The organism is Sphingobium sp. SYK-6 (genome assembly GCF_000283515.1).
GTDB lineage: Bacteria > Pseudomonadota > Alphaproteobacteria > Sphingomonadales > Sphingomonadaceae > Sphingobium > Sphingobium lignivorans.
The window spans coordinates 124,495-148,801 of sequence record NC_015974.1; the positions used below are offsets into that span (position 1 = coordinate 124,495).

At 66.0% G+C, this 24,307-nt stretch carries 27 protein-coding genes; 3 read left to right on the forward strand and 24 right to left on the reverse strand.

What is annotated here, in order from left to right; genetic code table 11:
* Positions 1–19: 19 nt before the first annotated feature.
* The 8 genes from SLG_RS20005 to SLG_RS20035 form a co-directional block, all read right to left on the reverse strand.
* A complete protein-coding gene (locus tag SLG_RS20005; RefSeq protein ID WP_007688041.1) occupies positions 20–1,069 on the reverse strand; it encodes a nucleotidyl transferase AbiEii/AbiGii toxin family protein in 1,050 nt (349 codons plus the stop codon).
* Positions 1,062–1,670: a DUF6088 family protein gene (locus SLG_RS20010; protein WP_014072625.1), complete on the reverse strand. Its 609-nt coding sequence runs from the start codon at positions 1,668–1,670 to the stop codon at positions 1,062–1,064. Before SLG_RS20010 ends, SLG_RS20005 begins: the two co-directional genes overlap by 8 nt.
* 168 nt (positions 1,671–1,838) lie before the next feature.
* On the reverse strand, positions 1,839–2,960 hold the full coding sequence (locus SLG_RS20015; protein WP_007688043.1) for a relaxase/mobilization nuclease domain-containing protein: 1,122 nt from the start codon (positions 2,958–2,960) through the stop codon (positions 1,839–1,841).
* Positions 2,953–3,489, reverse strand: coding sequence for a plasmid mobilization protein (locus SLG_RS20020; protein WP_031295761.1), 537 nt, complete (start codon positions 3,487–3,489; stop codon positions 2,953–2,955). The genes SLG_RS20015 and SLG_RS20020 overlap by 8 nt, the downstream gene beginning before the upstream one ends.
* Before the next feature lie 230 nt (positions 3,490–3,719).
* Positions 3,720–4,667 carry a ParB/RepB/Spo0J family partition protein gene (locus SLG_RS20025; protein WP_007688045.1) on the reverse strand — a complete coding sequence of 316 codons (948 nt, stop codon included), beginning with the start codon at positions 4,665–4,667 and terminating at the stop codon, positions 3,720–3,722.
* The gene (locus tag SLG_RS20030; protein WP_007688046.1) at positions 4,667–5,431 is read right to left on the reverse strand and encodes a ParA family protein; all 765 of its coding nucleotides are present in this window, start codon (positions 5,429–5,431) and stop codon (positions 4,667–4,669) included. Before SLG_RS20030 ends, SLG_RS20025 begins: the two co-directional genes overlap by 1 nt.
* A gap of 12 nt (positions 5,432–5,443) precedes the next feature.
* Positions 5,444–5,620, reverse strand: coding sequence for a hypothetical protein (locus SLG_RS21970; RefSeq protein WP_007688055.1), 177 nt, complete (start codon positions 5,618–5,620; stop codon positions 5,444–5,446).
* Between the two features lie 191 nt (positions 5,621–5,811).
* On the reverse strand, positions 5,812–6,204 hold the full coding sequence (locus SLG_RS20035) for a DUF3768 domain-containing protein (protein WP_007688057.1): 393 nt from the start codon (positions 6,202–6,204) through the stop codon (positions 5,812–5,814).
* 259 nt (positions 6,205–6,463) lie between these two features.
* Between SLG_RS20035 and SLG_RS21975 the strand changes: the two genes are divergently transcribed.
* Entirely contained in the window at positions 6,464–6,814 is a 351-nt protein-coding gene (locus tag SLG_RS21975) for a hypothetical protein (RefSeq protein WP_066564291.1), read from the forward strand.
* A gap of 138 nt (positions 6,815–6,952) precedes the next feature.
* On the opposite strand, the gene SLG_RS20045 is transcribed toward SLG_RS21975, so the two are convergent.
* A complete protein-coding gene (locus SLG_RS20045) occupies positions 6,953–7,474 on the reverse strand; it encodes a hypothetical protein (RefSeq protein ID WP_031295760.1) in 522 nt (173 codons plus the stop codon).
* A gap of 107 nt (positions 7,475–7,581) precedes the next feature.
* On the reverse strand, positions 7,582–7,746 hold the full coding sequence (locus SLG_RS20050; protein WP_007688065.1) for a hypothetical protein: 165 nt from the start codon (positions 7,744–7,746) through the stop codon (positions 7,582–7,584).
* Between the two features lie 305 nt (positions 7,747–8,051).
* On the opposite strand from SLG_RS20050, the gene SLG_RS20055 reads away from it, so the two are divergent.
* Entirely contained in the window at positions 8,052–8,486 is a 435-nt protein-coding gene (locus SLG_RS20055; RefSeq protein WP_007688066.1) for a thermonuclease family protein, read from the forward strand.
* A gap of 75 nt (positions 8,487–8,561) precedes the next feature.
* Here SLG_RS20055 and SLG_RS20060 read toward each other — a convergent pair whose 3' ends face one another.
* The 14 genes from SLG_RS20060 to SLG_RS20125 all read right to left on the reverse strand — a co-directional run bounded on the left by SLG_RS20060 (position 8,562) and on the right by SLG_RS20125 (position 23,716).
* The gene (locus SLG_RS20060; protein ID WP_007688067.1) at positions 8,562–8,969 is read right to left on the reverse strand and encodes a single-stranded DNA-binding protein; all 408 of its coding nucleotides are present in this window, start codon (positions 8,967–8,969) and stop codon (positions 8,562–8,564) included.
* A gap of 407 nt (positions 8,970–9,376) precedes the next feature.
* Positions 9,377–10,045: a hypothetical protein gene (locus tag SLG_RS20065; RefSeq protein ID WP_007688068.1), complete on the reverse strand. Its 669-nt coding sequence runs from the start codon at positions 10,043–10,045 to the stop codon at positions 9,377–9,379.
* A 112-nt stretch (positions 10,046–10,157) separates the two neighbouring features.
* Complete coding sequence (locus SLG_RS20070; RefSeq protein WP_007688069.1) at positions 10,158–11,099, reverse strand: DUF2493 domain-containing protein; 942 nt, start codon at positions 11,097–11,099, stop codon at positions 10,158–10,160.
* Between the two features lie 347 nt (positions 11,100–11,446).
* Complete coding sequence (gene arsH / locus SLG_RS20075) at positions 11,447–12,187, reverse strand: arsenical resistance protein ArsH (RefSeq protein WP_007688070.1); 741 nt, start codon at positions 12,185–12,187, stop codon at positions 11,447–11,449.
* Positions 12,187–12,618, reverse strand: a complete 432-nt coding sequence (gene arsN2, locus SLG_RS20080) for an arsenic resistance N-acetyltransferase ArsN2 (protein ID WP_007688071.1) — start codon at positions 12,616–12,618, stop codon at positions 12,187–12,189. The genes arsH and arsN2 overlap by 1 nt, the downstream gene beginning before the upstream one ends.
* Positions 12,615–13,682 (reverse strand): ACR3 family arsenite efflux transporter, encoded by a 1,068-nt coding sequence (gene arsB, locus SLG_RS20085; protein WP_007688072.1) that lies wholly within the window; start codon positions 13,680–13,682, stop codon positions 12,615–12,617. Before arsB ends, arsN2 begins: the two co-directional genes overlap by 4 nt.
* Positions 13,679–14,119 (reverse strand): arsenate reductase (glutaredoxin), encoded by a 441-nt coding sequence (arsC, locus tag SLG_RS20090; RefSeq protein WP_007688073.1) that lies wholly within the window; start codon positions 14,117–14,119, stop codon positions 13,679–13,681. The genes arsB and arsC overlap by 4 nt, the downstream gene beginning before the upstream one ends.
* On the reverse strand, positions 14,116–14,652 hold the full coding sequence (locus SLG_RS20095; RefSeq protein ID WP_007688074.1) for an arsenate reductase ArsC: 537 nt from the start codon (positions 14,650–14,652) through the stop codon (positions 14,116–14,118). Before SLG_RS20095 ends, arsC begins: the two co-directional genes overlap by 4 nt.
* Before the next feature lie 12 nt (positions 14,653–14,664).
* Positions 14,665–15,084: an ArsR/SmtB family transcription factor gene (locus SLG_RS20100; RefSeq protein WP_007688075.1), complete on the reverse strand. Its 420-nt coding sequence runs from the start codon at positions 15,082–15,084 to the stop codon at positions 14,665–14,667.
* Positions 15,056–15,979, reverse strand: a complete 924-nt coding sequence (locus SLG_RS20105) for an ArdC family protein (protein WP_007688077.1) — start codon at positions 15,977–15,979, stop codon at positions 15,056–15,058. Before SLG_RS20105 ends, SLG_RS20100 begins: the two co-directional genes overlap by 29 nt.
* A 92-nt stretch (positions 15,980–16,071) precedes the next feature.
* The gene (locus SLG_RS20110; RefSeq protein WP_007688079.1) at positions 16,072–18,084 is read right to left on the reverse strand and encodes a ParB/RepB/Spo0J family partition protein; all 2,013 of its coding nucleotides are present in this window, start codon (positions 18,082–18,084) and stop codon (positions 16,072–16,074) included.
* A gap of 111 nt (positions 18,085–18,195) precedes the next feature.
* Positions 18,196–22,395 carry a strawberry notch-like NTP hydrolase domain-containing protein gene (locus SLG_RS20115; protein WP_013041753.1) on the reverse strand — a complete coding sequence of 1,400 codons (4,200 nt, stop codon included), beginning with the start codon at positions 22,393–22,395 and terminating at the stop codon, positions 18,196–18,198.
* Between the two features lie 66 nt (positions 22,396–22,461).
* Positions 22,462–23,328, reverse strand: a complete 867-nt coding sequence (locus SLG_RS20120) for a DUF7146 domain-containing protein (RefSeq protein WP_007688081.1) — start codon at positions 23,326–23,328, stop codon at positions 22,462–22,464.
* Positions 23,329–23,389: 61 nt separating this feature from the next.
* Positions 23,390–23,716: a single-stranded DNA-binding protein gene (locus SLG_RS20125; protein ID WP_007688082.1), complete on the reverse strand. Its 327-nt coding sequence runs from the start codon at positions 23,714–23,716 to the stop codon at positions 23,390–23,392.
* A 79-nt stretch (positions 23,717–23,795) separates the two neighbouring features.
* Here SLG_RS20125 and SLG_RS21180 point away from each other — a divergent pair, with 79 nt between their 5' ends.
* Complete coding sequence (locus tag SLG_RS21180) at positions 23,796–23,996, forward strand: hypothetical protein (protein ID WP_013041755.1); 201 nt, start codon at positions 23,796–23,798, stop codon at positions 23,994–23,996.
* Positions 23,997–24,307 lie beyond the last annotated feature (311 nt).

The window sequence follows — 24,307 nt, forward strand, 5'->3', positions numbered from 1 at the left end:
TCATTCGCGGTCTCCGGCATCAACGCCCGTTGATCGTCCCCTCGATCGCCGCCAGACCCTTCATCAACGCCTCGAATTTCGGCGGCGCGGCCATGAACATCTCCGACATCGCGCCATAGTCCCGCTCAAGCTTCTCCCAAGTCGCGCCATCGGGCGACAGGCGCAGCGTTCCAACCACGGCGGTGTCATAGGAGGCCGACCTGTCCGCGAACATCAGGCTCTTGTTGTGCACGACCTGCTCGAGCAGATCGATCCGCCCCATCGCCTCGTTCGTGATGCCCGCCTGGTCGAGCATCAGCACGTCATAATAATGGCGCGACATGCCCTCGCGCAGCTTGCCGTTATGATGGAGCGCATGAAGGATCGTGACCTTTTCCCAGAAGGTCCGCGCAACGGCCAGCGTCGGCACCTCGGTCACCGGATCCGGCAGTTCCTCGGGAAAGTCTTCGGCCAGATAGGGCAAGATCGGTCGAAGCGCGAACGGTTCCGTGTCGCCGCGGGCGCCAAATTCCAGCTTGATGCGCGGCTTGATGTAACCGCTTTCATCCGCGCCGCCGTAATTCTCGCCATAGGCGAGCCCGTAACCCGAGGTGCGCGGATAGACGAAGAGCAGCGTCTGCTGGTCCTTGTCGTCGGGATCGAGCGCCAGGCTCCAGCCCTCGGCCGTGCCGAGAGCGACTTCGATTTCGCGCGCCAGGATCGGCATGGCGACCGTGGCGACATAAGCCTGTGCCGCCGCCTTGAGCGCCTTGGTCCGGCGCTCGCGCTCCTTGCCGGTAATGTCGCTGTCCATCGGCGAGGCGACTTCGCTGAGCAGCGGCGCCGCGCGGCTGATGGTGAGGTCGATATCTTCGGAGAAGCGCGCGATGATCCCATAGGCTTTCGACAGCGAGGTCCCGCCCTTGAAGGTCATGTGACCGGCGAGGTCGGGACACATGACGAGGCGGCGTAGCGTCCAGCAGACCCAGAAATCCTTCTCGATGATGATCGGCGTCAGATCCCGCCGCGCCGCCGCTTCATCGATAAAGGCGCGCCGATCCTCGGCTGGTCTGCGTGCGAACTCATCCATTGCGGGCGGCGCCGATCTTTAAGACGACGTCGCCCATCCATCCGGGCATCTCGGCCCTGGCCCGGGCGAGCATCCGCATGTCGCGATCATCGAGGCGGGCGGCGAAGTGCCGGATCTTGTCGCTATCGATATTGTCCTTCCCCAGATGCGCGAGCGCCTGCACGACCGCGTTGACCGAGTCCGGCGCATTGTCGAGCACCGGTGCGCGGCTGTGCTTGAGCGTCAGGCTGCGCCCGCCCGCTTGCCTGACCCGGGTGCGGCCGGTCGTGGCATAGCTGGCCCGGGCGGGAACCTGGGTCGATAGCCCGAGCCTGTTCGCCGCCGCCGCGCCCGACGGTGCGAGCTTGTCCCCGCTCTGCGTCGAGAGGGCCTTGGCGACATTGGCGGGATCGGGACTGAGCGCACCGAGCTTGTCATGCTGGCGCGGATAGTCATAAAGACCCCGGCCGATGCGCCGGATGTCGCCGGCGGTCACGAGGCGCGACAGCGCCATGTCGACCGACCCACGCGTCCCGAAGTCGACGAAGCTCTTGGGCGTGAACACCCAGCCGCGGCCCTTGCCGCGCACGCGCTTCATGATCCGATCGGCTACCGCAGACACTGGCTGTGCTCCTATCTGTTAGATAATAGCACGCTTTTTTCTAACAAGCTAGAAGCGCGTATCAGCGCCTAAATTCGCTATTTTCCAAGATATTTTGGCATCGCATCCAGATAGGATGCCAAGGCCACACAGGCAAGGTAGGCAAGCCGCCCGCGGGAGCGCCGGCCATCATCGTTCCCGATCCCGGTGAGGCGGTGGCCGCCCCTCGTCCGCACCTGTGGGCGGCGAAACGCCCTCCGGCTCGTTTCGGCGCTCCTGCGGCGGCCGTTCGGATTGCAGTATCTCCCGTGCGCGCGCGAGCCGCCGCGACACCGCCGGCGGCATCGCCGCCAGAAAGCCGGCGATTTCCTGCCCCAAGGCCCGATCTTCCGGTTTTCCGGTGGCGGCGAGCGCGACGGCGGCCTCGGCATAGGCGCCGCGGATCTGCTTCTGGCGCGCCAGCGCCATGACATCTTCCGGCCGGCGCTCCTGGTCGGCCGCACGCACGAAGCTTTGCGCCCGCAGTTCGTTGAGCTGCGCGAGATTGAGCCTGCGCCCCTCGGCCCCAAGCCGGGCATCGAGATGGAGCGCGGCTGACCGCACGCGCTTCTGGACATGACCGCGCGCCCGCCGGGGTGTCGCTTCCGCCGCGACACCGCGCGCGCGCAGCTCATGCGCGAAGGTCTCACGCATATGATGGAGATCCGCCTTGCGCGGATTGAAGCGGGTTCCGTCCGCCCCTTCGGTCGCCACCGTCAGATGGACGTGGGGATGATCGGTGTCGGTATGGAGCGCCAGCATATAGGCATGGTTCCCCTCGAACAGGATTCGCGCGAATGCCTGCGCCGCATCATGGAGCGTCTCGGCGTCGGTCGATCCCCCGGGCATCGACAGCACCAGCGACATCGACGTCGGCCGTTCCCGGCCATGTTCGTTCATGGCCTCGTCGAGCATCGCCCAGTCCTGAGCGATCGCCTTGAGCCGATCCGGCTCGGTGATAATCTCGCCCTCGCTCGATCGGACGGCGAGCTTCCCGTGGCGCGCCACATAGCCGAAATGCTCGGCGACATGATGAGCGCCATATTGCTTGCCGGAGACCTTCACCATCACCTCGGGCGCCTTGCGCACGATCCGCTCGAGCTTGGCGCGCGCCTCGGCCTGGCCCATCGACATCGGCCGGGCGGCCCCGCCCCCGCTTCCGCCCGGTTTGATCCGAACATAGGCGCCGCGCAGGGTCCGCTTGCCGCCTGCCGGCGGCCGCCAGGCCTCCATCAGGCTGGGAAGCGGGAGAACCCCCTCCTCCTCACGCATCGGCCATGTCCCAGTAGCGAAGATCGCCCTTGAGCGCGGCCCCGAGACCGGCGAGCGCATCGACGATCTCGGACCTAAAGCTTGCGACCCTGGCCGCTTCCCGCGCGACGTCGAGGCCGGATTCGACCATCACCGAGGCGTTGAGCGCGCGGGTCGCCTGGTTGAGGTTGATCCCGATCCGATTGAGCTCGCGCCACGCCTGCGCGACGGCCGCCCGCTCCTCGCGCGGCAAGGGCGCGTTTGCGCGCAAGCGCCGCGCCAGCAACGTGGTGATCCAGTCGGTACGCTTCATCCCCAGCACATCCGCCGCGCGGTCGAGCGCGGCGATCTCTTCCGGGATCAGCCGAACCTCGACCCGGCAGGTTGCGCGCTGGCGGGCGCGCGGCGCCTGATGCCCCTCCCCCGCCTCCATGGCCAAGGCGTCACCGATCAAGCGGCGCAGCAGCGCCGAGCGGCCGCCCGATACCGCCGCGAGCGCGGCGAAACGCTGGGCGACATCATCGTCGAGCCGAAAGGTGAGGACGGGCATGTCCCCAACGCTATTGTCATACATCCCCGGCGCCAAGCCTATCCGGCCCTTACCTTTACTCAACTCATCTTATAGTCTGCTTGGGCAGACTATTGTTCTTCGGCCAGCGAACCCCTCTCGAACACCGATCGTCCGCAGCAAGGGGCGGCGCCTTCGGCGCTGCCCCCGCCCATCGACACGAAAAGGGCCGCACCCCGAAGGGTACGGCCCAAACCATCGTGCAAGATAAACTACGAACGCGGAGGAGGCGGGTCAGTTGTTGGCAAGGCCTCGCTTCTCTCGCCGGTCGGACCGATCGACGAGGCAGCGACTTCACGCTCGCGGCCATCCTCGAAAATCACCGTGACCAAAGGCGCCAGCGGGAGCCACGCAGGGAAGCCGTCGACCAAGACCGGTAGTCTAGGAGATCGGATCGGCGCGGAGGGTTTGTCCGTGAGGCCCGATCGAACCGGATCGCGGTCGGTGGGGGCCAATGGCTGTGCCACAGGCGCCCGCGGAGGGACCGGCGCCGGGTGCGTCTGCTTGAGTTCGGCGATGAAGCGCGATCCTGCGGCGAGCGTTGCGCCGGCGTCGCCCCAGCTGGCGACATAGGCCTCGACCTCGGCAGGGTAGTCCCTCGCCGTCCGGTGCAGATCATAGAGAAGGCGAATAGGCGCAAACGGCAGGGCCGCCTTGAGATAGGCCGGCATGTCGCCATAGGCGGCATAGAGCGAGACGAACTGCTTGGATCGGCCGAGTGCCGCCGCGATCTCGACCTGGTTCATCCCGCCCTTCAGCATCCGGGCGATCGCATGGGCGAGCTCGACCGACGACAGATTGGCGCGCTGGTCGTTCTCGACGATCTGGTCGGCCAGCAGTTGCACTCCCTCGCCGACCGGCACGACGATCGCGGGGATCGTGGCAAGGCCCGCCAGCTGCGATGCGCGGAAGCGGCGCTCGCCCAGACGTATCCGGTGCATGCCGTTCGCGTCGGGCGGCGTAACCGTGATCGGCTGCAGCACGCCGCGCGACGCGATCGAGGCGGCCAGCTCGGCGAGCGCGTCATCGTCGAAGCTGCGCCGGGGATTGCCGGGGTCGGGCAGGATGCGCGCAAGTTCGATATCCTCGACCCGGCGCGCCCGTTCATGGTCGCCGACAAGAAGTCCGAACTCCTCGATGCGCTCGTCGAACTTGCCCATCAGGCGGCCGCGACCTCCTGGCTTGTCATGCGCCCCTCGATCTCGGCGAGCACCGCGCGGATCTCCTCGGCCGCCGCCTTGGCGCCGCTGCCGGTCTCCTGCCATACCGGACGATGATTTTCCGCGGCATGCTTGTAGGTCGGCCGCGCCTTGATGAAGGCCGGGAACATGAGCTTCTCGCCGACCGCATGCGCCAGCTTCACCGCATTCTCCATCTCGCGCCGGTCGAACGGATTGACCATCGAGGGGAGGAGCCCGAGGAAAGCGATCTTGCGGCCGGCGCGCGCGGCCTCGGCCTTGCGCAGCGCGGTCAGCAGCATCTTGGCGCATTCGACCGAATCCTCGGCAACCTGCACCGGCGCGATCACGGCATCGGCGACCGCCATCGCGCTCAAGGTGAGCTCGTCCCACTTGGGACCGGTATCGATAACGCAATAGTCGAAATGCGGGCGGAGCGCCGGGAAGCGGCCGATGAAGTCGCGCACATCCTGCGCCGCCTTGACCATCTGGAGACGGGGATCGGCACCGAGCACGGTTAGCCCGGCCTGCCCGTCGGCGCACAGGGCAGCGGCAGGATCGAACAGGTCGGCGGAAAATCCGCCTTGCCGCTCGGCGCCCAGGCGCCGCGTCGAGCTGCCCTGCGGGTCGAGATCGACGAAGGCGACGCGGCGCTCAGGCGGTTCAGCAAGATACCAGGCGAGATGACTGGCGAGGAAGGTCTTGCCGACCCCGCCCTTGAGCAGGCTGACGACGATCGTCTTCATGACCGCGGCACCTCAGCAATAGTCGTCAGGACCATCGCGCAGGTTGCGCTCATAATGATCGCGCGAGGACCAGTCGCCGCCACCCCCAATGCCGGGACCGGCATAGCGGAACAGATAGACGGTGAGGGCGAAGCAGCCGAACGCGAAGAGAAACGCGTGATCGGGATGCGCGGCGAAATATGCGGCCATGATAAGTCTCCTTGGAGCCAGTGAACGGGCAAGCGAACGGCGCCACTGGCGCCGGCCACGCGCAATCGCGCGACATCTCGGACCCGCGCCCTCCCCTCCCGCATTTGCGGATGCGGCGTCCGTTGCCCGCATAGTCTGCTCAAGCAGACTATGCGGGCCATCCCCCCGGTCGGGGGGATGGCTGCGCCGGATCAATATTCGTCGGCCAGCAGGATAGTGAGCACGCGCGTCGTGACCTCGGGGTTCGCGGCATCCGGCGAGCCATAGGCGAGCTCGAGATCGTAATAGTCGATCTTCCAGTAGAGGATCGCATCCTCGAACTCGAAGCGGCCGAAATCATGCTCGTCGATCGGATCGTTGTCGGGCGTGAAGCTGTCATAGTCGCGCACGATCCGGAGGATCTCCGCGCGGCGGCGAAAGCCGCGGAACAGGGCGACGTCGCCGATCAGCGCCGCAACGCCCGCAGTCATCACGATCTGGTTGCGGCCCGGGCTATGGATGGACCGGCGAAGCGCGTCATTGAGTTCGGCGACGCGGGCGATCCGCTCGGCCTGGCTCATCGCATTCGGGGAGGATTGGGACATGAGAACGCTCCTGATCTGTCCGGCCCCGCCCGCCGGGGCCTTCCGACAGGCGTGCCAAGGGCCGGCGGCAGAGCGCGGCCGCGCACCGGCAGGGTCGCAACGGCAGTGGAGAAGCCCGCAAAGCGGGCTTGCGCGGGCGCGCGCGCCGGCCAGGCAAGCCGACAGGAGGAAGGTCTTGGCGGGCGGGATCGCGAAGAGATGATCGCGGTGTCCTGATTCTCTGGCTCCGCGGAGAGCCCGGCGCTATCCTCCGCCCATCATGACGAGCAGCGCCACTCTCTTCCGCCTTGCCCCGGCCTGGACCGCGTCACTCCAGGCGATGCGGCTGCGCCAGATCCTCGTCCGATCGCAATGCCGCCGCTGCGGTGCGTTGATGCGCGAGGATGTCGATGCCCTGATCGGGCTCCATGGAGCAGGCGCCAGCCTCATCGACCGGCAGGCCCGATGCCGCATGGTCGGCTGCGACGGCGCGGCCTATTATCTCGCGGCGCGGGGCCATGACCGTCCCTGGCACATATTGCTGCACGATGAGCACCTGCGTGCGGGCCTGGCCAACTGCCCTCCAGCGCGCGGCGCGACCGGCCGGGCCATAGTTTGCGCGCAGGGTTGAGAAGTGCGAGCAGTCACGGCAGGGATCGTCACCCGAATGGGCTGAGACTTGGCACAAGGCTCAGGGCGAAGCCTAGAGCCCGGTCCGGCCGCGCCGGAGCCGCCATTCTCAGCGCATAGATGCAGAGAAATCCGACTTTCAGACGGCAACCGCCCGTCGCAGATTGCCAAGTGCAGAACACAATTTCTGCGATACCTTACGGAGCTGCTGAAGCCTCTCCGCCGCCTCGTTCTCTTCGATCACGAGCGTCGAACGATCAGCCTGCCGTGCCCGGATCGCGATCACACGAAAGATGGCGGCCCATCGACTGGTCCGTTCGACTGTCAGCTTCGCCTGGCCATGGGCGAGCATCGTGCGCAGCCCTTCCTGGTGCCGAAATTCCGCCAGCAGGCTCGCGACACCCTTTCCCTCCACGGAAAAGGGGCCGCCCTCATTGACGAGTGCAGCAAGGTCATCGAGCCGTTGCCCGACCAAATGCCGTAGCTTCACCGACTGTCCTCGTCCCGGCTGAGCGCTCAGATGCAGCAAAGTCTCGGTAACGGCCACCTCCACCGCGGCGAAGCATTGCAGACAGGCACCGCGCCAGGCGTTCACCTCCTGGGTGACGCGCGCCCACAGGGCATCATCGCCGGCATTCGCTATCGCAGCCTCAATCGTCATTATCGCAGCATAGTCGCGGCATCTGAACAATCGGTTCTCGTCTTCGGCGCAAGCCGCGAGCGAAGCGCGGGGAATAACCGGGAGCCGAGCGGCTCCCGGTCGAGCCGTCAGGCAAAGGGATCGAATTCGGTGACGATGGCGACGCTGCCGTCGGCGTCTTCGGCGGTGATAACCCCGTAATGCTGCCCGATCGCGATGACGAAGGTGACCATCATGAGGCTGCGCGAGAGGCTGAAGGCGTGGCGGCGAGCGATTGCGATGTCGGTGAACATGTCGAGGCTCCTTTGCGCGCCGGCGGGTTCGTCCCGCTCGACAGGCGCCCGATGTGTCCGGCCGGTGGCCGCGATCACTTTTTTGGCTGGAGGCCCAAAAAGCCGTAGCGAAGCGACCGGACCCCTTGCGGGTTGATCGCAAAAGGTCACCGGGTGGACCAAGGATCGCGCCGATTGAGAGCGGGCGAACCCGCCGGCCAGGAGGCCAGGTCCCCGCCGATGTCGCGCCCCACCCCTTGCCCTGCCTGCCGCTCCATCCAACGGGTCCGGATGACAGGCCGCCGCTTGTCGGTTAGCCCCGCCGGATGCTGTTCCCGCTCCTGCTTGCCGCCGCCGTGGTCCCCAATGATCAGACCTTCGCCTGCACACCGACGCGCGTCTGGGATGGCGATGGCCCGATCTGGTGCCGCGAGGGCGCCCATGTGCGGCTCGCCGGCATTGCCGCGCGCGAGATCGACAACAGCTGCCGCCCCGGCCAGCCCTGTCCGAGAGCAAGTGGCCCGGCCGCCCGCGATGCGTTGGTGCGCCTGCTTGGCGGACCGCGCGGCCAGACATCCACCGGGCATATTCGCGTGGCTGGCCCCACCATGCGCTGCGTCTCGACCGGCGAAGCCAAGGGCAACCGGACCGGCGCCTGGTGCAACGCGCCCGGCATCGGCGATCTCAGCTGCGCGATGATTGCGACCGGCACCGTGCTGCGCTGGGAGCGCTATGCCAAGGGGCGATGCCGATCCCGCTGATCCGCTTGGGACCATGCCGCGCCTGAACAGGATAAGAGGCCCGGCGGCGATGCCGCCGGGCCGCCCTGTCCGAGCTCAGAAGGGGATTTCATCGTCTTCGGGCTCGTTGCCGCCGCCGCTATTCTCGTTGGACTTGGCGCGGGTGAGGAAGGTCACCTCGTCGGCGATGATCTCGACGCCGTAGCGTTCGATATTCTCGCTGTCGGTCCAGCGGGTGTAGTGGATACGGCCCCGGACCATGACCTTCATACCCTTGTCGACATATTGCTCGACCGTCTTGCCGACGCCGTTGAAGCAGGTGATCCGGTGCCATTCGGTGTCCTCGAGGCGGCGATTGTTGTCGTCGCGCAGGATCTTGCCGTTGCTGTCGCGCTTCGGGCGCGAGGTGGCGAGGCTGAAATGGGTAATGCGGGTGCCGCCCTGGGTGGTGCGGGTTTCCGGCGTGCCACCGACATTGCCGGCGAGGATGACGAGGTTCTGCATGGCCTGAGTTCCTTCGATGTGGGTCCAAGGGACCGTCCCTTCGACTGATCCCCGGCCAAGGCGGACAGGACGGCCCATCCACCGGCAGCGCAGCGCCGGGGAACCCCGAGACAAGGGGTGGTGCGGGCAGCCGTGGCACACGGCAACTCGGCCCGATGGCTTGCGGGTTGGATGGGCCGGACGGCCGGCTTAGGGGTCAGATGAGGAGAAGGACGGTGCGTCGCTTGGGCCATGACCGGAGCCCACCCAGCGAAACCGCCGATATTGCCGGCTTTGCCGAGCACGCCGGTCCGGCATCTCGCGGACCTTACGCCCGTGCCTTATCTGCCCGTCCCTTGAGCCGCAGGACGGGATTGTAGATCCTTCGCATGGCCACTCGCGGGCTCGACACGACGTCCGTTGCACGATCACGCGGAGGGGGAAGAGGAGGTACGCAAGGTGGCGGCGCCTGGCGTGGCTGGCCTCAGGCAGGCCGCCACGGCATCGAGGAGCTGCCCGGTCTCGCAAAGCACGGCGCCGATGTCGCAGGCATAGCCACCTGCCACCAGCGCGTCGATCCGATGCACGGCATAGGCCGGGCCGAGGCTCTTGATGAAATCGGCCAGCGGACGACCGGGCGCCGGCAGGCCTAGCTGCCGCGCCTCGTCGAGGGCGCGGACAAGGTCATGACGGATATCGCGGGCCAGCGCATCGTCCGTCCAGCCATGACCCAAAAGATGCGCCTTCAAACCCAGTTCGCAGGAGATCGCGAGCAAGTGCAGTGCCGGCGCAAGCGCAATAGGCGCGCCAATCTGCGCGCCGCGATGAAATTCGCGCGCTCGATCGAGAAACACGGCTGCAAGCACCGGATCGCCGGGCGCCGCCAATCTTTCGATCGCGCGCCAGCGGCGCGGCGTCAGCTGGCGGAGCCAGGAGGGACCGGCCTGGTTGCGAAGATGCCGTAAGTAAGCGCCATCGGCTTCGTCCACATCGCGGCCTGTCGACCATAAGGACAGCAGCTTCGCCTTCCAGTGGCGGCCATGCGCGGCGCGGAAGGCAAGGAGCGCGCACGCACTGGCGCGATCGGGCATGAACATGATGCGGAACCTCCGAAGGGAACAAGGGACGCATCCGCCCCGCCCCCTCCCCTCCGGCACCGGAATCCGCGAGATTGAGAAAAGCCGGCCGCCGAAGCGGCCGGCACGGCGGTCAGCCGCGAGATAAAGCCGCCGGCGGCGTTCCGAGCGGTCCGCGGCGATCGACGACATGGATGCCGCGCGCCTTGGCCTCGACCACCAGCCTTTCGGTGACGCCGTTGCCCTGGAAGGCAATGACGTAGCGCGGCTTGACCGAGAGCATCTGCTCGTTGCGCCGGAAGCCGGCACGATCGCCAAGCTTGCGATCAAGGCCGAACCGCAGCTGCTGGATGCCGTTCTGCTCGGCCCAGGATGCTGCAAGACGCTCGATGCCCTTCATGTCGCCGCCATGGACGAGATACATGTCGCCCACACGTTCGCGCACGGCCTTGAGGGTCCGCAGCAGATTGTCGGCAAACTGCTTGGCCTCGTCGTCGCTGGCGAAGCGAAGGCGCCCGCCGGCGAAGACCACGGGCGTGCCATGGACCATATTGGCATCGCGCACCCGCTCGCGCCGCGCCTGCAAATAGGCCCGGCCATCGACGATCGCAGCGGTCGTGCCGAGCGAGATGCGGTTGCCGGTCGCGGGCACCCAGGAGCGGCCGGTCTCATGCAGATAGTGGCGCGCCGCGGTGTCGCGCATCCCCTCATAGGCCTGGGCGGACTGCTCGACCTTGCGAGCGAGATCGATCTTGTCCTCGAGATCAGCGGTCGCGATCTCCGATCCGTCCTGCTCGGCGAGCAGGAGCCGGATCTCGTCGGTCAGGCGGTCGATCAGCTGATGCTTCTTGGCGGCCGCGCGGTGGAAGAGATTGACGAAGCCCCAGCCCAGATCCTCGATGTCGCGTTCGAGCGCGGTGAAGGGGAAGAGCGCGAAGAGATCGCTCCAGATGGCGCTGACGGTCTGTTCGAGCGCTTCGGCCGGCGGCGGCGCTTCCATCGAGCGTTGGTCGCCCATCAGGTCGAGATGGCCGAGTTCGAGTGCTTGGAGCACTGCTGAAAGGGAGCTGGTCATGAGGGATTGCCTTTCCGTGTCGCAGGGCCGGCGGCCTTCCCGCCGGATGCGCACCCTCCGGGCCATCGAAAAAGCGGCGGCGGCACCGCCGGGCAACGCCCAAGGGGAACCCGATAAGGTCCGGGTGGTGCGGGCAGGCGCGCCTCGGCGCGCCAACACGGCCGGAGCGTTCGGGTTGCCGCCGCCAGCGCGATGGCCCATGTGCCGCATCCTCTGGCGAAAGGCGCGAAGGCCCTGTCGCGTCAGGCATTCATGACGCAGAGGACCTTAAGAAGGGCACCCGCAACCCGATCTCCCGATACGCACAGGACGGCATGAAAGCGCGTCGCATCGGAAGAGCCCGGCCGTCAGGCCTTCGACCGTGAGGCCAGATCTTGGGCCGCGTCGCGCTTGGCGGCTGCCGCCTTGCGTTCCGAATAGCGGTCCACGAGTTGATCGGCATGGCGACGTGTCAGCACCGTGAAGCGCACCAGCTCCTCCATGACGTCGACGATCCGGTCATAATAGCTTGAGGCACTGAGACGGCCGTCCTCGTCGAACTCCTTGAACGCCATAGCAATGCTCGACTGGTTGGGGATGGTGAACATGCGCATCCACCGCCCGAGCAGCCGCAACGTGTTGACCGCGTTGAACGACTGCGATCCGCCCGAAACCTGCATGACGGCCAGGGTCCGGCCCTGGGTCGGACGCATGCCGCCGAATTCGAGCGGCAAATGGTCGATCTGCGCTTTCATGATGCCGGTGATCTGGCCGTGCCGTTCGGGACTGCACCAGACCATGCCCTCGGACCAAAGCGCATGCTCGCGAAGCTCATGCACCGCCGGGTGATCATCGTCCTTGATCTGGTCGGGGAGCGGGAGATCGGCCGGATCGAAGATCCGCACTTCGGCGCCGAAGAGGATGAGCAGCCGGGCCGCTTCCTCGACCGCGAAGCGACTGAACGACCGCTCGCGCAGCGAGCCGTAGAGGAGGAGGATGCGAGGTTTCGGCTCAAGCGCGCCGAGCCCGGCGGCGAGATCGGGCCGGATCATTGCACGGTCCAGCGCGGGCATGTGATCGGGTTCGGGAAGGATACGAAGACGCGACATCAGGCAATCCATTTGTACAAAAGGGCGGCGCTCGCCGGGCATAGCGATCGGAACTCGGCCGATTGCGCGATGACGGCAGGAACGTCGGTCCGTTCGGCTGTTTCATAGCCGTGACGGCGAAAGAAAGGCTCGGCGGTCGTGGTGAGCAGGTACAGGCTAGTCGCGCCCTCATCAGCTGCAGCGCGTTCGACTGCCGTGAGAATGGCACCGCCCAATCCGCATCCGCGCCGATCGGCCTTCACGACCAGCGAGCGCAGCAGGCGGTCGGAGCCGTCGCCTTCGATCCCGCCATAGCCGACAAGGCCAACATCATCCTCGAACCGAAAGAAGCGGCGTCCCGCCTCGGCGAGATCACTGGCAGGCAGACCCGCCGCGCTCAGCTCCGCCATCAGGTCGGAAAGCGACCTGGAATCCAGCAGTGTAGCGATCATGCAGGAACGCGTTGCTCGTACCAGGGCCGCGTCTTCTTGACGATGCTGACGACAGACAGCATTACCGGCACCTCGACCAGCACGCCCACCACGGTCGCGAGCGCGGCCCCGGAATTGAGGCCGAACAGGCTGATCGCGGCTGCAACCGCGAGCTCGAAGAAATTGGACGCGCCGATCAGCGCGGCCGGAGCGGCGACGCACCAGGCCACGCCGAAGCGCCGGCTGAGCCAATAGGCCAGGCCCGCATTGAAGTAGACCTGGATGAGGATGGGAATGGCAATCAGTGCGATGACCAGCGGATGAGCCAGGATCGCCGGGCCCTGGAAGCCGAACAGGAGGACGAGCGTCGTCAGCAGCGCAACCAGCGACACCGGCCCAAGCGTTGCCAGCAGCCGATCGAGCGCCGGCTGCCCGCCTGACGATAGCAACGCCCGACGAATGATCTGCGCGACGATGACGGGCACGACGATATAGAGCAGGACCGAGATGAGCAGCGTGTCCCAGGGCACTGTGATCGAGGCGACCCCGAGCAGCAGTCCGACCAGCGGTGCGAAGGCGAAGACCATGATCACGTCGTTGAGCGCCACCTGGCTCAGCGTATAGGTCGGCTCGCCGTCGCACAGGTTCGACCAGACGAACACCATCGCCGTGCAGGGGGCGGCGGCGAGCAGGATGAGCCCGGCGATATAGGCGTTGATCTCGCCCTGCGGCAGCAGCGGCCGGAAGAGCCATCCCAGGAACAGCGTGCCGAGCAGCGCCATTGAAAAGGGCTTCACCGCCCAGTTGATGAAGAGGGTGACGCCGACGCCCTTCCAGTGTTGGCGAACCGACCCCAACGCGCCGAGGTCGATCTTGAGCAGCATGGGGACGATCATCAGCCAGATCAGCACAGCCACGACCAGGTTCACGCGCGCGATCTCAGCCGATGCGATGGCTGCGAACAGATTCGGCAGCGAATAGCCGAGCGCGATGCCGACAGCGATGCAGAGCGCCACCCAGACGCTCAAATAGCGTTCGAAGCTGTTGATCGCCGGCTTGGGTCGTGCCGCAACGGTCGCGTTCACGCCCCGATCCTCTTGCCGGCGGCGTCGATGACCTGCTCGCCATCTTCCTTGGTGAAAGCCCCGCGCTGGGCGGACGGGAGAAGATCGAGCACCTCTTCCGATGGACGGCAGAGTTTCACGCCGAGCGGCGACACAACGATTGGCCGGTTGATGAGGATCGGATGTTCGATCATCGCATCAATGAGCTGGTCATCGCTGAGCGTCGGATCGGCAAGACCCAGCTCGGCGAAGGGCGTGCCCTTCTCGCGGAGCAACTGGCGTGCGCTGATGCCCATGCGGGCGATGAGCGAAACCAGGCGCGGGCGGTTGGGCGGCGTCTTGAGATATTCGATCACATGCGGCTCGATCCCGGCGTTGCGGATCATCGCCAGCGTGTTGCGCGACGTCCCACACTCGGGATTGTGATAGATGACGATATCGATTGCGGCATTGCTCATGCGCTGGGTGCCTTTTCGCTTGGGAGGTCGGCGCGGCCCTGTTCCTTGCCGATCCGGTTCAGCCGGTTCTGTAGACTCATCTTGTCGAGGCCTTCGAACGGCAGGTTGGTGAACAGCGAGATGCGATTGAACAGCATCCTGTAAGTATCGAAGAAGGCCGCGTGCTGCACCGTTTCGCTGTCCTCGATAGCGGCCGGATCGGGCACCCCCCAATTGGCGGTCAGCGGCTGCCCCGGCCAAACCGGGCAAAGCTCATTGGCGGCATTGTCGCAAACGGTGAACACGAAATCCAAGGACGGCGCATCGGGGCCGGAAAACTCTTCCCAGCTCTTCGAGCGGAACCGGCTTGCGTCGTAGTTCAGCTTCTCCAAGAGATGAATGGTGAACGGATGGACCTCGCCCTTGGGCTGGCTGCCGGCGCTGAACGATTTGAAACGGCCTAGCCCCTCACGGCTGAGGATCGCCTCGGCCATGATGGAACGGGCGGAATTGCCCGTGCAAAGAAACAGTACGTTCAACAGGCGATCCGTCATGTTGATGTCCTTTCAGGCAGCACGACAGGCAAGCAGTTCATCCGCAAGTGGATGGCAGAGCTCGGCCCGGCCACCACAGCAGTCCTTGACGAGGAACAGCATCACGGAGCGTAGCGCATCGAGATCGGCGCGGTAGTTGATGATCCGGCTGCGCCGCTCGGATGTGACCAGGCCGGCACGCGCCAGGGTCGCCAAATGCACCGACATCGTGTTCTGCGGGACATCCAGCGCCTTGGCGACCTCGCCGGCGGGAAGGCCTTCGGGTTCGTGACGCACCAGAAGGCGGAAGGCGTCGAGGCGCGTGGCTTGGGCAAGCGCGCCCAACGCGACGATGACAGATTCGTTATCCATATATCCACGATAGCGGATATATGGATATAGTGCAATCGGCGACATGGCGAGATCAAGCAGCCGCCTGCTCGTCCAGATCATCCTCGCAAGCGAGATCGGTTGCCCGCAGCAGAAACCCGGCGGCTTCCTCGGCTCGCGCAGCCGCCGTCAGCAATGCGCGATTATCCTTGCGCAAAATGGCGAGCCAGGATCCGATATAAGCCGCGTGGTCGTCGAGATGGGTGGTTGGGAGACCCACATCGGCGCCAACCAGCGCTGCTGTCAGTTCGGCGACCAACTCCTCGAACGCATATGCCTGATCGCCGAAGCGCTTCCCGAACGATCGGGCAAGCCGGGCTGGATGGCCTGTCCAGTGGCCGGCCTCATGCGCAATGGTGGCTGCCCAGGCGGCGCGCGTGTCGAATTGCTCGACCGGCGGCATGGTGATGACGTCCGCGCGCAGATCATAATAAGCACGATCGCCGCCGCATCGCAGCCGCGCGGGCAGCCGATCGACGAAGCGCTCCGCCCGCGGACCGAGCCGGTCGCCCGGCGGGACGAGGGAGAGGGCTTCGGGATAGAAATCGCCCGGCAGTGTATCGATCTGATCGGCATTGAAGACCGCATAGGACCGCATGACCCGGCGCTGCTCATCGACGAGCTCACCCGGACGTTCGTAGGAATCGACCTTCTTCGAATAGGCTTTGTAGAAGATCGCAAATTGCGACTGCTCACCGGCACGGACCTGCCCGCCGAGGCTTTGTGCTTGCCGATAGGTCATCCAGTAGCGGGACCGATAGCCGCACTGCTCGGCGGCCAGCCATAGCCAAAAGGTGTTCATGCCGCGATAGGGCTCGCCATTGGCGCGCAGCGGGCGCCCTTGCGCGGCGCATGATCGCCAGGGCCGTACCCAGGGACGCACACCGGCCTCGAGCCGGTCGATGATGGCGCGCGTGATGGTCTCGGCCGGCGAGGGCCGGCCCGATGATTGGGTCATGGTGGATACTCCGCGAAAGAGCGGCTGTCTCAGCGCCGCCGATGAAGGGCGGCGGGCGACACGAAAGCGCCGCCCGCCGTTAGGCGTTCGCCTCAGGCGGCCTGTTCGAAGTCGCCAGCATCGCCATCGGGGGCGATCTCCCCTGCCCCGCCGTCGCTGTCGTCTTCATCGCTGAGGAAAGCGGAATAGCTCCGGAAGCTTTCGGGCTTTTCGATCGCGCCGAACCGCATCTCGTCGGGCAGCCAGGAGAGCGCCTTTTCCCGGACTTCGGCCTCGACGATGCCCTGCCCCGAACAGAGCGCAGCGCAGGCATTGGCAAGGTCACCCTTCTTGGCGTCCTTGTATCGGCCGCGCAGCACCGGCCCGCCGATCTCGTCGAGCGCTTCGAGCATGACGTCCTTCTTCACCCGCCCGAAAAAGTTCTGGGCATCGGGCCGCCACCATTGCGCGACATCAATGTCGAGCAGCCGTCCGAGATGATCGTGGAAGCCGTTGCGGCGCCCGCCATCGTCGACGTTGAGTGTCGGCTCCAGCGTCTGCGCCATGACATGGGCGAGCCAATCGGCGCGCGCCTGTTCATCCAGTTGCCGGAAGGCATCGAAGCGGGACGACAGCGTGTTCCCGCCTGCCCAGCTCACATCGAGCGCCTGGCGCTGTTCGGTCAGGACATTGCTCGCCGCGCTACCTTCATCGCGGAAGCTGACGATCGGGAAGCTCGCGGCGGCGGCCTGCAACGTCGCGTGGTCCCGGACATAGCTGCTGGCGAACACCGTCCGGTGCGCCATCAGGAATATCGTGAGATCGAGCGCGAACCCGGCATCCGAGGCGACATGGGCTGCCAGGATCTGCCGGCGCTGGGTCGCGAGTTCGTCAACCAGCGTCGCGCTGAGCCGGGAGGCCGCGACCTTGCCGGACGGTGCTTCGGGTTCTGCATCCTCGCCCGCCTGCCGGATGGCGCGCTCGCTGAACATGCGGCTGTGCACCCGCGGACTGCCATCGGGCGCCAGATAGATGAAGGTGCCCAGCTGGTCCTTGATCGCATCATCGACCATCGTGCGCGACGCCTCGATCGTATCGAGTTCCCGCTCGATGTCGGCGAGACGCGCCGAAGCCGCCTCGGCCTCGGGCGTGCCGTCCTCGAGTTCGGTCTCAAGTTCGCGGATGAGCGCGTCGCCCTCATCCGAGAGACTATCGACGCGCTCCTGCTCGTCCCCGCTCAATTCGCGCAGCGGCGGATGATATTCGTGGAGCTGGCACTCCGTATCATAGGGCACATGCGTCGCGAGAACCGGCGTCACGAACGCCAGCTTCTGTTCGGCAGCGAGCGCTTCCGCGGCCGCTTCAAGCTTCTGGGCGGCCAGCTGCTCGATGAGCTCCACGTCGATCCAGCTCTCGTCCACATCTTCACCGAACAGGTCGCGCTCGATCCGGCCGCCCGCGCCGACATAGGCCTCGCGGCCGACGAACCGTGCCTTGGCGTCGGTCGCCTTGACCGTTCCGTTGAGGAGCGCACGGCGGATATTGTCGGGATTGTCGCCATAATAGGACCGGCTCATGCTCTCGAACACGCGCGCCTGGCGATCGACGTCGGGCGTGACGGCATAAGCCTGGGCGACCCCCAGCGTGATCTCGCCCGCCGCCAGCGCCGCGAATACGAGAGGAGCCAGTTCGGCAAGCCGTACCCGCTGCTCAACGAAGCGGGTCGTGACGCCGAAACGTTTCGCCACATCCTCGGCACTCGCGCCCTTGTCGAGGAAGTGCTTGAAAGCCGAGCACTCATCCGCCGGGTTCATCGCGACGCGGTGGAAATTCTCGGCAAGGCTCGCTTCGGCCGATCCAGCATCATCCTCGAGCACCAGCACCTGAACCTCATGGTCCCCGGCAAGCCGACCTGAATCGATCAGCCGCTGGAGCGCCCGCAAGCGGCGGCCACCCGCCTTGACGGTGAAATGTCCTGCCTTCTTGAGCGGCGTGACCACGAGATTCTGCAACAGGCCATGCGCGGCGATATTGTCGGCGAGGCTGTCGAGGTCGGCATCGCGATTGGATTTGCGGACATTGTCCTTCGAGAGCGAGAGGTTCTTGACCTTCACGGACTGGATCATCGGTTGTCTCCTTCGAGGGTTGCGCCGACCTCGTCGGCCGGCTTGAGCCACTCAGGCCCACCCGGCCGAAGGCCCCCTCCCCTCTCTTCGGTCGCTTGGCGCGGCCGCGGGTCAGTCCGTGATCCTGGCGAGGATCTCGAGGGCGCGGCTCGGGGGAACGAACAGCCGCGTGCGGTGCTGGATGATCTCGGTGAAGCAGCCCGCCGCCTTGAGATGCGGCAGCGCCTCGGGCTTCCAGTCCAGCAATTCGAGGCGTTGATCGCCGGCGACCAAGGCGCGCTTCAGCCGCAGCGCTCCGATCGGCATGATCTCGCCCGAGGTGCGGACGTGCTCGACCCGCGCGCCGAGGTCGATCTCGACATGGGCCGCGATGCCGAATGCGCTGGCAATCCGCTCAACCAGCGGCGCCGGAATAAGACGCCCGAGAAGCGACTGGCCGTCATCGCTCGTCAGCCGCCAGACCTGGACATGATCGTCGGGCAGCTTGCCCCACACCGGAAGCAGCAGGCCAGTGACCAGATAGATGATCTGCGTGCGCGTCTGCGCCGCCATTGCGTCGCATTCGGCCTGCCAGGCTTCGTCGAAGCTCGCCCGGTCCACGTCGGTCCAATGGGTTTCGGCGAAGAGGTCCTGCCGGTGCCGTTCGGTGCGCGTCGGCCGCACCAGCTCATAGCGGCGCACGGTCCGCCCCTCTTCGTCCGTCAGCGAGAAGGTCGGCCGGCAAATGGCGGCCTTGCCGGAACGCGGGTTGATCAACCCGCGCGCTTCCGGGTCGGCCAGAAGCCAATGCGCTCGCTCCAGGGTCAGCGGCCGATATCGCTCCTCGGTTTCGATACGCAGGATCTCGGTTTCGGCGCCGCTCACGGGATCGCGCCGGATCACCGTCCGGTCGAGGATCGAAATACGGTCGGCCGCGATCGTTTCGACGCCAAGATCGAGGGTGCCGGCCTCGCGTGCCTTTTCCACCCGTGCTTCGATCAAGCCGAGATATTCGTCGAAGATCGCGTTCTGCAGGTCGATGCGCAGCGCCAGGATGCGGTTCAACCACCGCTGGATCGTGGGCAAGGTCTCGGTGAGCCCCCCGCCCTCCCCGGCCAGGTTCAAACCGGTGAGCGCCTGGAACTGATCGAAGTGGACCGATTGGAGTTTTGCCTGGAACAGCAGGCGAAACCACTGGTCGAGCGATTCCCGCGCGAAGTCGGACTCCAGATTGTCGCGGGGGTCGAAAAGTCCCTGCCCGCCGGTCTGGCGTTGGCCACGGGTCAGCGCGCCCAGGCTGTCGAGGCGCCGGGCGATGGTCGAGATGAACCGCCGTTCGCCACGGCAATCGGTGGAAACGGGCCGAAACAAGGGCGGGCAGGCTTGGTGGGTGCGGTGCGTGCGGCCCAGCCCCTGGATCGCCGCGTCCGCGCGCCAACCGGGCTCGAGGAGATAGTGAATGCGGCGGCTCTGATTGGGCGCGTCGAGGCTGGCGTGGTAACTCCGCCCCGTGCCGCCGGCGTCGGAGAAGATCAGGATGCGCTTTTCGCCGCGCATGAAGATGTCGGTCTCCGCGAGGTTCGTGCGCGCGCTGCGCCGTTCGATCCGCTGACGGCCGTCGGCATCGACGACGATCCGCCGGCTGCGGCCCGTCACCTCGGCCACAGCCTCCGTCCCGAAATGCCCGATTATGTGATCGAGCGCCGAGCCGACGACCGGCAGCGCACAGAGTTGCTCGAGGAGCTGGTCGCGCATGGCCATCGCTTCCCGGCACAGCACGGGCTGCCCGGCCTCGTCGATCATCGGTTCCGAGCGCACCGTGCCGCTATCGTCGGTATAGGTGCGCATCTGGCGCACGGGAAAGGCCGCGGTCAGATAATCGACCAGGAATTCGCGCGGGGACAGCTCGATATCGAGCCAGGCGCGCTCCTCGGGGGACAGGTCGGCAAGGGCACGATCGAGCATCGCTTCCGAGGTCGACACGAGCTGGACGACGGCGCAGTCGCCGCGCGCGAGATCGGCGGCGATCGCCGGGATCAGCGAGGGCAGCTTCATCGACAGCAGGATCTGGCCGAAGAAGCGTTGCTTGGTCGATTCGAAGATCGACAATGCCGCGGCCTTCGCGCCGCTATTATAGGTGGCACCGCTGAAGCCGTCGGTGACGCGCGTGGCGGCGAGCGCGGCCTGCAGATTGTTGTGAATGATCGCCCAGGCATCGGCATAGGCATTGTAGACGGCGATCTGTTCTTCGCTGAGCCGATGCTCGAGGATGTCATATTCGACGCCGGCGAAGCTGAGCGCCCGCGCGGCATAGAGGCCCTGCGCTTTGAGGTCGCGGGCGATCAACTCCATCGCCGCGATGCCGCCTCGGCGCAGGGATTCCACGAAGGCCCGCCGGTCGGCGAAGGCCGTCTGCGGTCCCCACAATCCGAGGCGTGTCGCATAGGCAAGATTGTTGACATCCGAGGCGCCCGTCGCCGAGGCGTAGAGAATCCGGGCGCGCGGAGCGAGATTTTGCAGGCGGACGCCGGCAATGCCCTGCTCGGACCCTTTCGTGGCGCCGAACCGGCCCTCGCCGCCGGCCACCCCGGCCATTTCATGCGCCTCGTCGAAAACGATGACGCCGCTGAAATCCTCACCCATCCATTCGATCAGCTGGCGCAGCCGCGTGCCCCTGTCGCCGCGGTTGGAGCGCAGGGTGGCATAGGTCAGGAAGAGGATCCCATCGCCCAGCGCGATCGGGGTGCCGAGCTTCCACTGGTTGAGATGCTGGATGTCGAGCGGCAAGCCGCCAAGCGCCGACCAGTCCCGGCGAGCGTCTTCGACCAGCGTCTCGCTCTTGGATATCCAGAGGTGGCGGCGGTTGCCACGCAACCACTGGTCGAGGATGACGCCTGCCACCTGCCGCCCCTTGCCGGCGCCCGTGCCATCGCCAAGGAAAAAGCCGGTCCGATAGGCGTTACCGGCCTCTGCCGGCGACAGCGAAAGACCCTCCTCGCTGGATATGAACCGCCCGGGAAGATCGCGCTCGAACGCCGCGCCAGCGTAGATCAGCGTTTCGAGCTGCGCGTCCGAGAGCAGGCCGTCGTCCAGGATCCTGGCCGGCAGCACGGGTTCATAAGCGACCGGGGGTGCGGCAATCGATCCCATTGCCTGCGATTCGACCAGCGCGCTTGGGTGCTCACGAGCATCGGCAATCAGCAGACGGCTCGGCCGATAGGGCAGGTAAATCCCTTGCGGTTCGCCCGCGGGTGCGGGCGCGTCGAGACGGTGATAGGCGACCGCGCGGGTCGTGGGCAGGGTCACCGCCGCACGCGAGCAGACGGGGCGGGTCCGCCGCGTGAGGCCCCGGAACAATCCGCTGGGGCGGGAGATCGGCTGCGGCTGCGGCGCGCATGGGGTCGCCATCGCATCGATGGCCGCAAGCGCAGCGCCGAGCGTCGTGCAGGTCTGGCGCGGGACCGAGCCCCCTGCCCCGTCCTTTTCGAGGAGTATGAGCTGGACTGCCTGGCCGGTGCCGTGCTTGGCATAGGCATCGGGCGGCAGGTCGAGATGCAGCCGGGCATGCGCGCCCGCAGTGGCGTGCAGCCAATCCGCGTCCTCCGTCTCGATGCGGTCGGGGAGAATAACGGCGCAGCGCCCGCCTGGAGCAAGCCGCAACAGCGCGGAGCGCAAATGGCGAAGCGCGGCATGGCGATCGCGCGCGCGCCCCTGGCTTCGCGAGAAGGGCGGATTGAGGAGCACGACGCTCGGCACCAGTTGCGGATCGAGCATATCGTCGATCAGTTCGCCATCATGCGTGCTCAGCCTGCCTTCGGGAAAGGCGTGACGCAGCAAACGCGTGCGCCAGGCATCGATATCATTGAGAAGGAGGCGCGCGCCGGCGAGATGGGCGTGTACGGCCAGGAGGCCGGTCCCGGCCGAGGGCTCGAGCACGATATCGTGTGCCGTGATCGCGGCTGCCTTGGCGGCAAGGAAGCCGATCGGCGCCGGTGTCGAGAATTGCTGGAACGCGATCTGCGTTTCGCTACGCACGCTTTGCGTGGGAAGCGCCGCCGTCATAGCGATCAGCTGGGCGAGCCGCGCATTCGCATCTGCCGGGAGCGTCGCGTTCTTCAGATGGAGGACCTGCGCGAGTTCGAGCACATCGTAGGCGTCGCGCAATGACCACAGGCCATCGGCGCTCGAGCCACCGAAAGCGGAGGTCATTTCGGCAAGGAGGTCGTTACGTGCAACCGGACATCCTTCGGACAGCCGGTCGGCTATGCCTTGAGCAGCGGTACGGGCGGGATCATCGAGCGGCAGCGTGAGCGCGAGGGGGTGTGTGGCCATGGGGCATCTCCAGGTCTGACACCTGGCATCAGCGCCAGGTCATCAGCCGGAAGGCTCCCTCCCCTTTCAGGCCGCCTCGGCGGCCCGGCGGACACGCCAAGCATCATTCCAGTCCGCGTGCCGTTCCGGCAGCCGGAGCACCAGTTCGCGTCCATTGGCTGTGAGATGGGGGCGGGCTTTTTTGAGCATGGCGGCAGCGGCGGCACCGCGATCGCCATAGACGATGATACGCTTGACCCGTTCGGGGATGGCGACAAGCCCAAGGCGTTCGACCCCGCCCAGCGCCCAGGTGGGCGTTCCGAACCAGGCCATTGCTGAAAGGGCGTCCTCGATGCCTTCGGCAAGGCCAAGCTCCTCGCCGGCCGGCGCCAGACGAATGGCCGCGTCGCCGAGAAGGCCAAGGGCAATCTTCGGCTTTGGCATGGGTTTGTGCAGGATGTCGGCGAGATCGAGGCAGGTCCGCTGGACGGCGACAACCCCCAGATCATTCTCGACCGCGGCGATCATCGCCGGAAAGAACCGGCGGCGCTCACCGGCCCCGACGATGGTGCGCGGGTTGTAGCGCAGGCAACGCGGATAGGGAGGCGGCAGACCGCGCGCCGCCAGATAATCGGCCGCTGGAGATCCGGCGATGGGCTGGCTCGCCTTCCATAGGCGAAGTGCAAGAGCGCGATGGTCCGCGGCCGCCTTCGGGCGCGGCATTGTGAGCGGCTCCGCATCGTGAAGTTTGCGCCGGCGCAAAGCAGCCAGAACATCGCGCGTGTCGCAGCCGGCAAAGCAGTGGAACAGGATCGCCCGCTCGCCCAGGCGTACCGACAGGCTGGGACCATGATCGTTATGTGCCGGGCACCGGCATTCGCCGCGCGTACCGCGCCAGATCCCACCCAGGGCTTCGACAATGGCTTTGGCGCGATGGGGAGCAGCTATGGGCATCGACTAATCCTCGGAAGTGGTGGAGCGCCGCTGCTGATTGCGCCCTCCCCTCCCCGATATTTCACCCCGGCATGCCTTTGGGTGCCAGGATCCCGAATTCCTCGACGATGCGATCGGTTGTGTAGTGCGTCGCGCCGTCGCGTTCATAGGAGTTGTCCTTGAGCCGTCCGGCTATGCGCACGAGATCCCCGACTTGAGCCCGGTCGGCGATATGTTTTCGCTGGCCTTCGCTGAAGACGCTCACGCGGTTCCAGTGGCTGTCTTCCTGCCATTCGTTATCGTCACCCTTGCGGCGATAATTCGCGCAGACCGACAGCAGGGTGACTTTCGGCCGCGCGTCGATTTCCCCGATCCGGCCGATGATCTCGAACTTGGCGAAGTTGATCATGCACCCTCCATGCGCAAGGTCATTTGGCCGGCAGCCTATCGTAGGCGGCTAACTTCGCGTATCCCTCCAGGCGGGGGGATTGAACGATTGCATCAGGCGCGACGCCGATCTCTTTCTCAAAATAAAAAGAATCAAAACGCCGCTGCTCGCAGCGGAAGCTTTTCCGATTCAAAAGGATTCAGATTCAGGAGGCCGAAAGCACAGCATTTCTGCGGGTTTGAGCAAGCTTATCCTGACCGGACGGGGGATTTTGCCTGCCCTTCCGGGGGCGCTTCCCTGACCGATCGGGGGATGCAACCTGACCTGCTGGGGCCTTCCTGACCGTATGGGGGACAGCTTCCTGCTGGAGTGATTCGCTCGCCATAGCGTTCGTCAGGGACTTTCTTCGGCGTCCGCGCTGCCGTTTGCGCGGGTCCGGGCGCTTGGAAACGCGACTCGCCGCACTTCCTCATGGTTTGCTGCTTCGGAGCGAAGTTCCATCCTGACCTCTTGGGGGCCGAATCCGGTGTCTATCCTGCCCTGACTTGACGCGTAAGGACAGGTCAGGCAGATTTTCTCCCACGCTGGACGAATCGGCGCAGACTTCATGGC

Coding starts and splice junctions, on each gene's coding strand:
- SLG_RS21970 (WP_007688055.1), bottom strand. CDS start 5,620: ATGGCCGCATATTTCGCCGCGCATCCCGATCACGCGTTTCTCTTCGCG.
- SLG_RS20095 (WP_007688074.1), bottom strand. CDS start 14,652: ATGACGGATCGCCTGTTGAACGTACTGTTTCTTTGCACGGGCAATTCC.
- SLG_RS20055 (WP_007688066.1), top strand. CDS start 8,052: ATGCTGTTCCCGCTCCTGCTTGCCGCCGCCGTGGTCCCCAATGATCAG.
- SLG_RS20120 (WP_007688081.1), bottom strand. CDS start 23,328: ATGCCCATAGCTGCTCCCCATCGCGCCAAAGCCATTGTCGAAGCCCTG.
- SLG_RS20110 (WP_007688079.1), bottom strand. CDS start 18,084: ATGATCCAGTCCGTGAAGGTCAAGAACCTCTCGCTCTCGAAGGACAAT.
- SLG_RS20035 (WP_007688057.1), bottom strand. CDS start 6,204: ATGTCCCAATCCTCCCCGAATGCGATGAGCCAGGCCGAGCGGATCGCC.
- SLG_RS20105 (WP_007688077.1), bottom strand. CDS start 15,979: ATGACCCAATCATCGGGCCGGCCCTCGCCGGCCGAGACCATCACGCGC.
- SLG_RS20030 (WP_007688046.1), bottom strand. CDS start 5,431: ATGAAGACGATCGTCGTCAGCCTGCTCAAGGGCGGGGTCGGCAAGACC.
- arsN2 (WP_007688071.1), bottom strand. CDS start 12,618: ATGATCGCTACACTGCTGGATTCCAGGTCGCTTTCCGACCTGATGGCG.
- SLG_RS21975 (WP_066564291.1), top strand. CDS start 6,464: ATGACGAGCAGCGCCACTCTCTTCCGCCTTGCCCCGGCCTGGACCGCG.
- SLG_RS20015 (WP_007688043.1), bottom strand. CDS start 2,960: ATGCGTGAGGAGGAGGGGGTTCTCCCGCTTCCCAGCCTGATGGAGGCC.
- SLG_RS20045 (WP_031295760.1), bottom strand. CDS start 7,474: ATGACGATTGAGGCTGCGATAGCGAATGCCGGCGATGATGCCCTGTGG.
- SLG_RS20050 (WP_007688065.1), bottom strand. CDS start 7,746: ATGTTCACCGACATCGCAATCGCTCGCCGCCACGCCTTCAGCCTCTCG.
- SLG_RS20005 (WP_007688041.1), bottom strand. CDS start 1,069: ATGGATGAGTTCGCACGCAGACCAGCCGAGGATCGGCGCGCCTTTATC.
- SLG_RS20100 (WP_007688075.1), bottom strand. CDS start 15,084: ATGATCTGGACGAGCAGGCGGCTGCTTGATCTCGCCATGTCGCCGATT.
- SLG_RS20070 (WP_007688069.1), bottom strand. CDS start 11,099: ATGACCAGCTCCCTTTCAGCAGTGCTCCAAGCACTCGAACTCGGCCAT.
- SLG_RS20060 (WP_007688067.1), bottom strand. CDS start 8,969: ATGCAGAACCTCGTCATCCTCGCCGGCAATGTCGGTGGCACGCCGGAA.
- SLG_RS20020 (WP_031295761.1), bottom strand. CDS start 3,489: ATGCCCGTCCTCACCTTTCGGCTCGACGATGATGTCGCCCAGCGTTTC.
- SLG_RS20125 (WP_007688082.1), bottom strand. CDS start 23,716: ATGATCAACTTCGCCAAGTTCGAGATCATCGGCCGGATCGGGGAAATC.
- arsH (WP_007688070.1), bottom strand. CDS start 12,187: ATGTCGCGTCTTCGTATCCTTCCCGAACCCGATCACATGCCCGCGCTG.
- SLG_RS20115 (WP_013041753.1), bottom strand. CDS start 22,395: ATGGCCACACACCCCCTCGCGCTCACGCTGCCGCTCGATGATCCCGCC.
- SLG_RS20065 (WP_007688068.1), bottom strand. CDS start 10,045: ATGTTCATGCCCGATCGCGCCAGTGCGTGCGCGCTCCTTGCCTTCCGC.
- arsC (WP_007688073.1), bottom strand. CDS start 14,119: ATGAGCAATGCCGCAATCGATATCGTCATCTATCACAATCCCGAGTGT.
- SLG_RS20025 (WP_007688045.1), bottom strand. CDS start 4,667: ATGGGCAAGTTCGACGAGCGCATCGAGGAGTTCGGACTTCTTGTCGGC.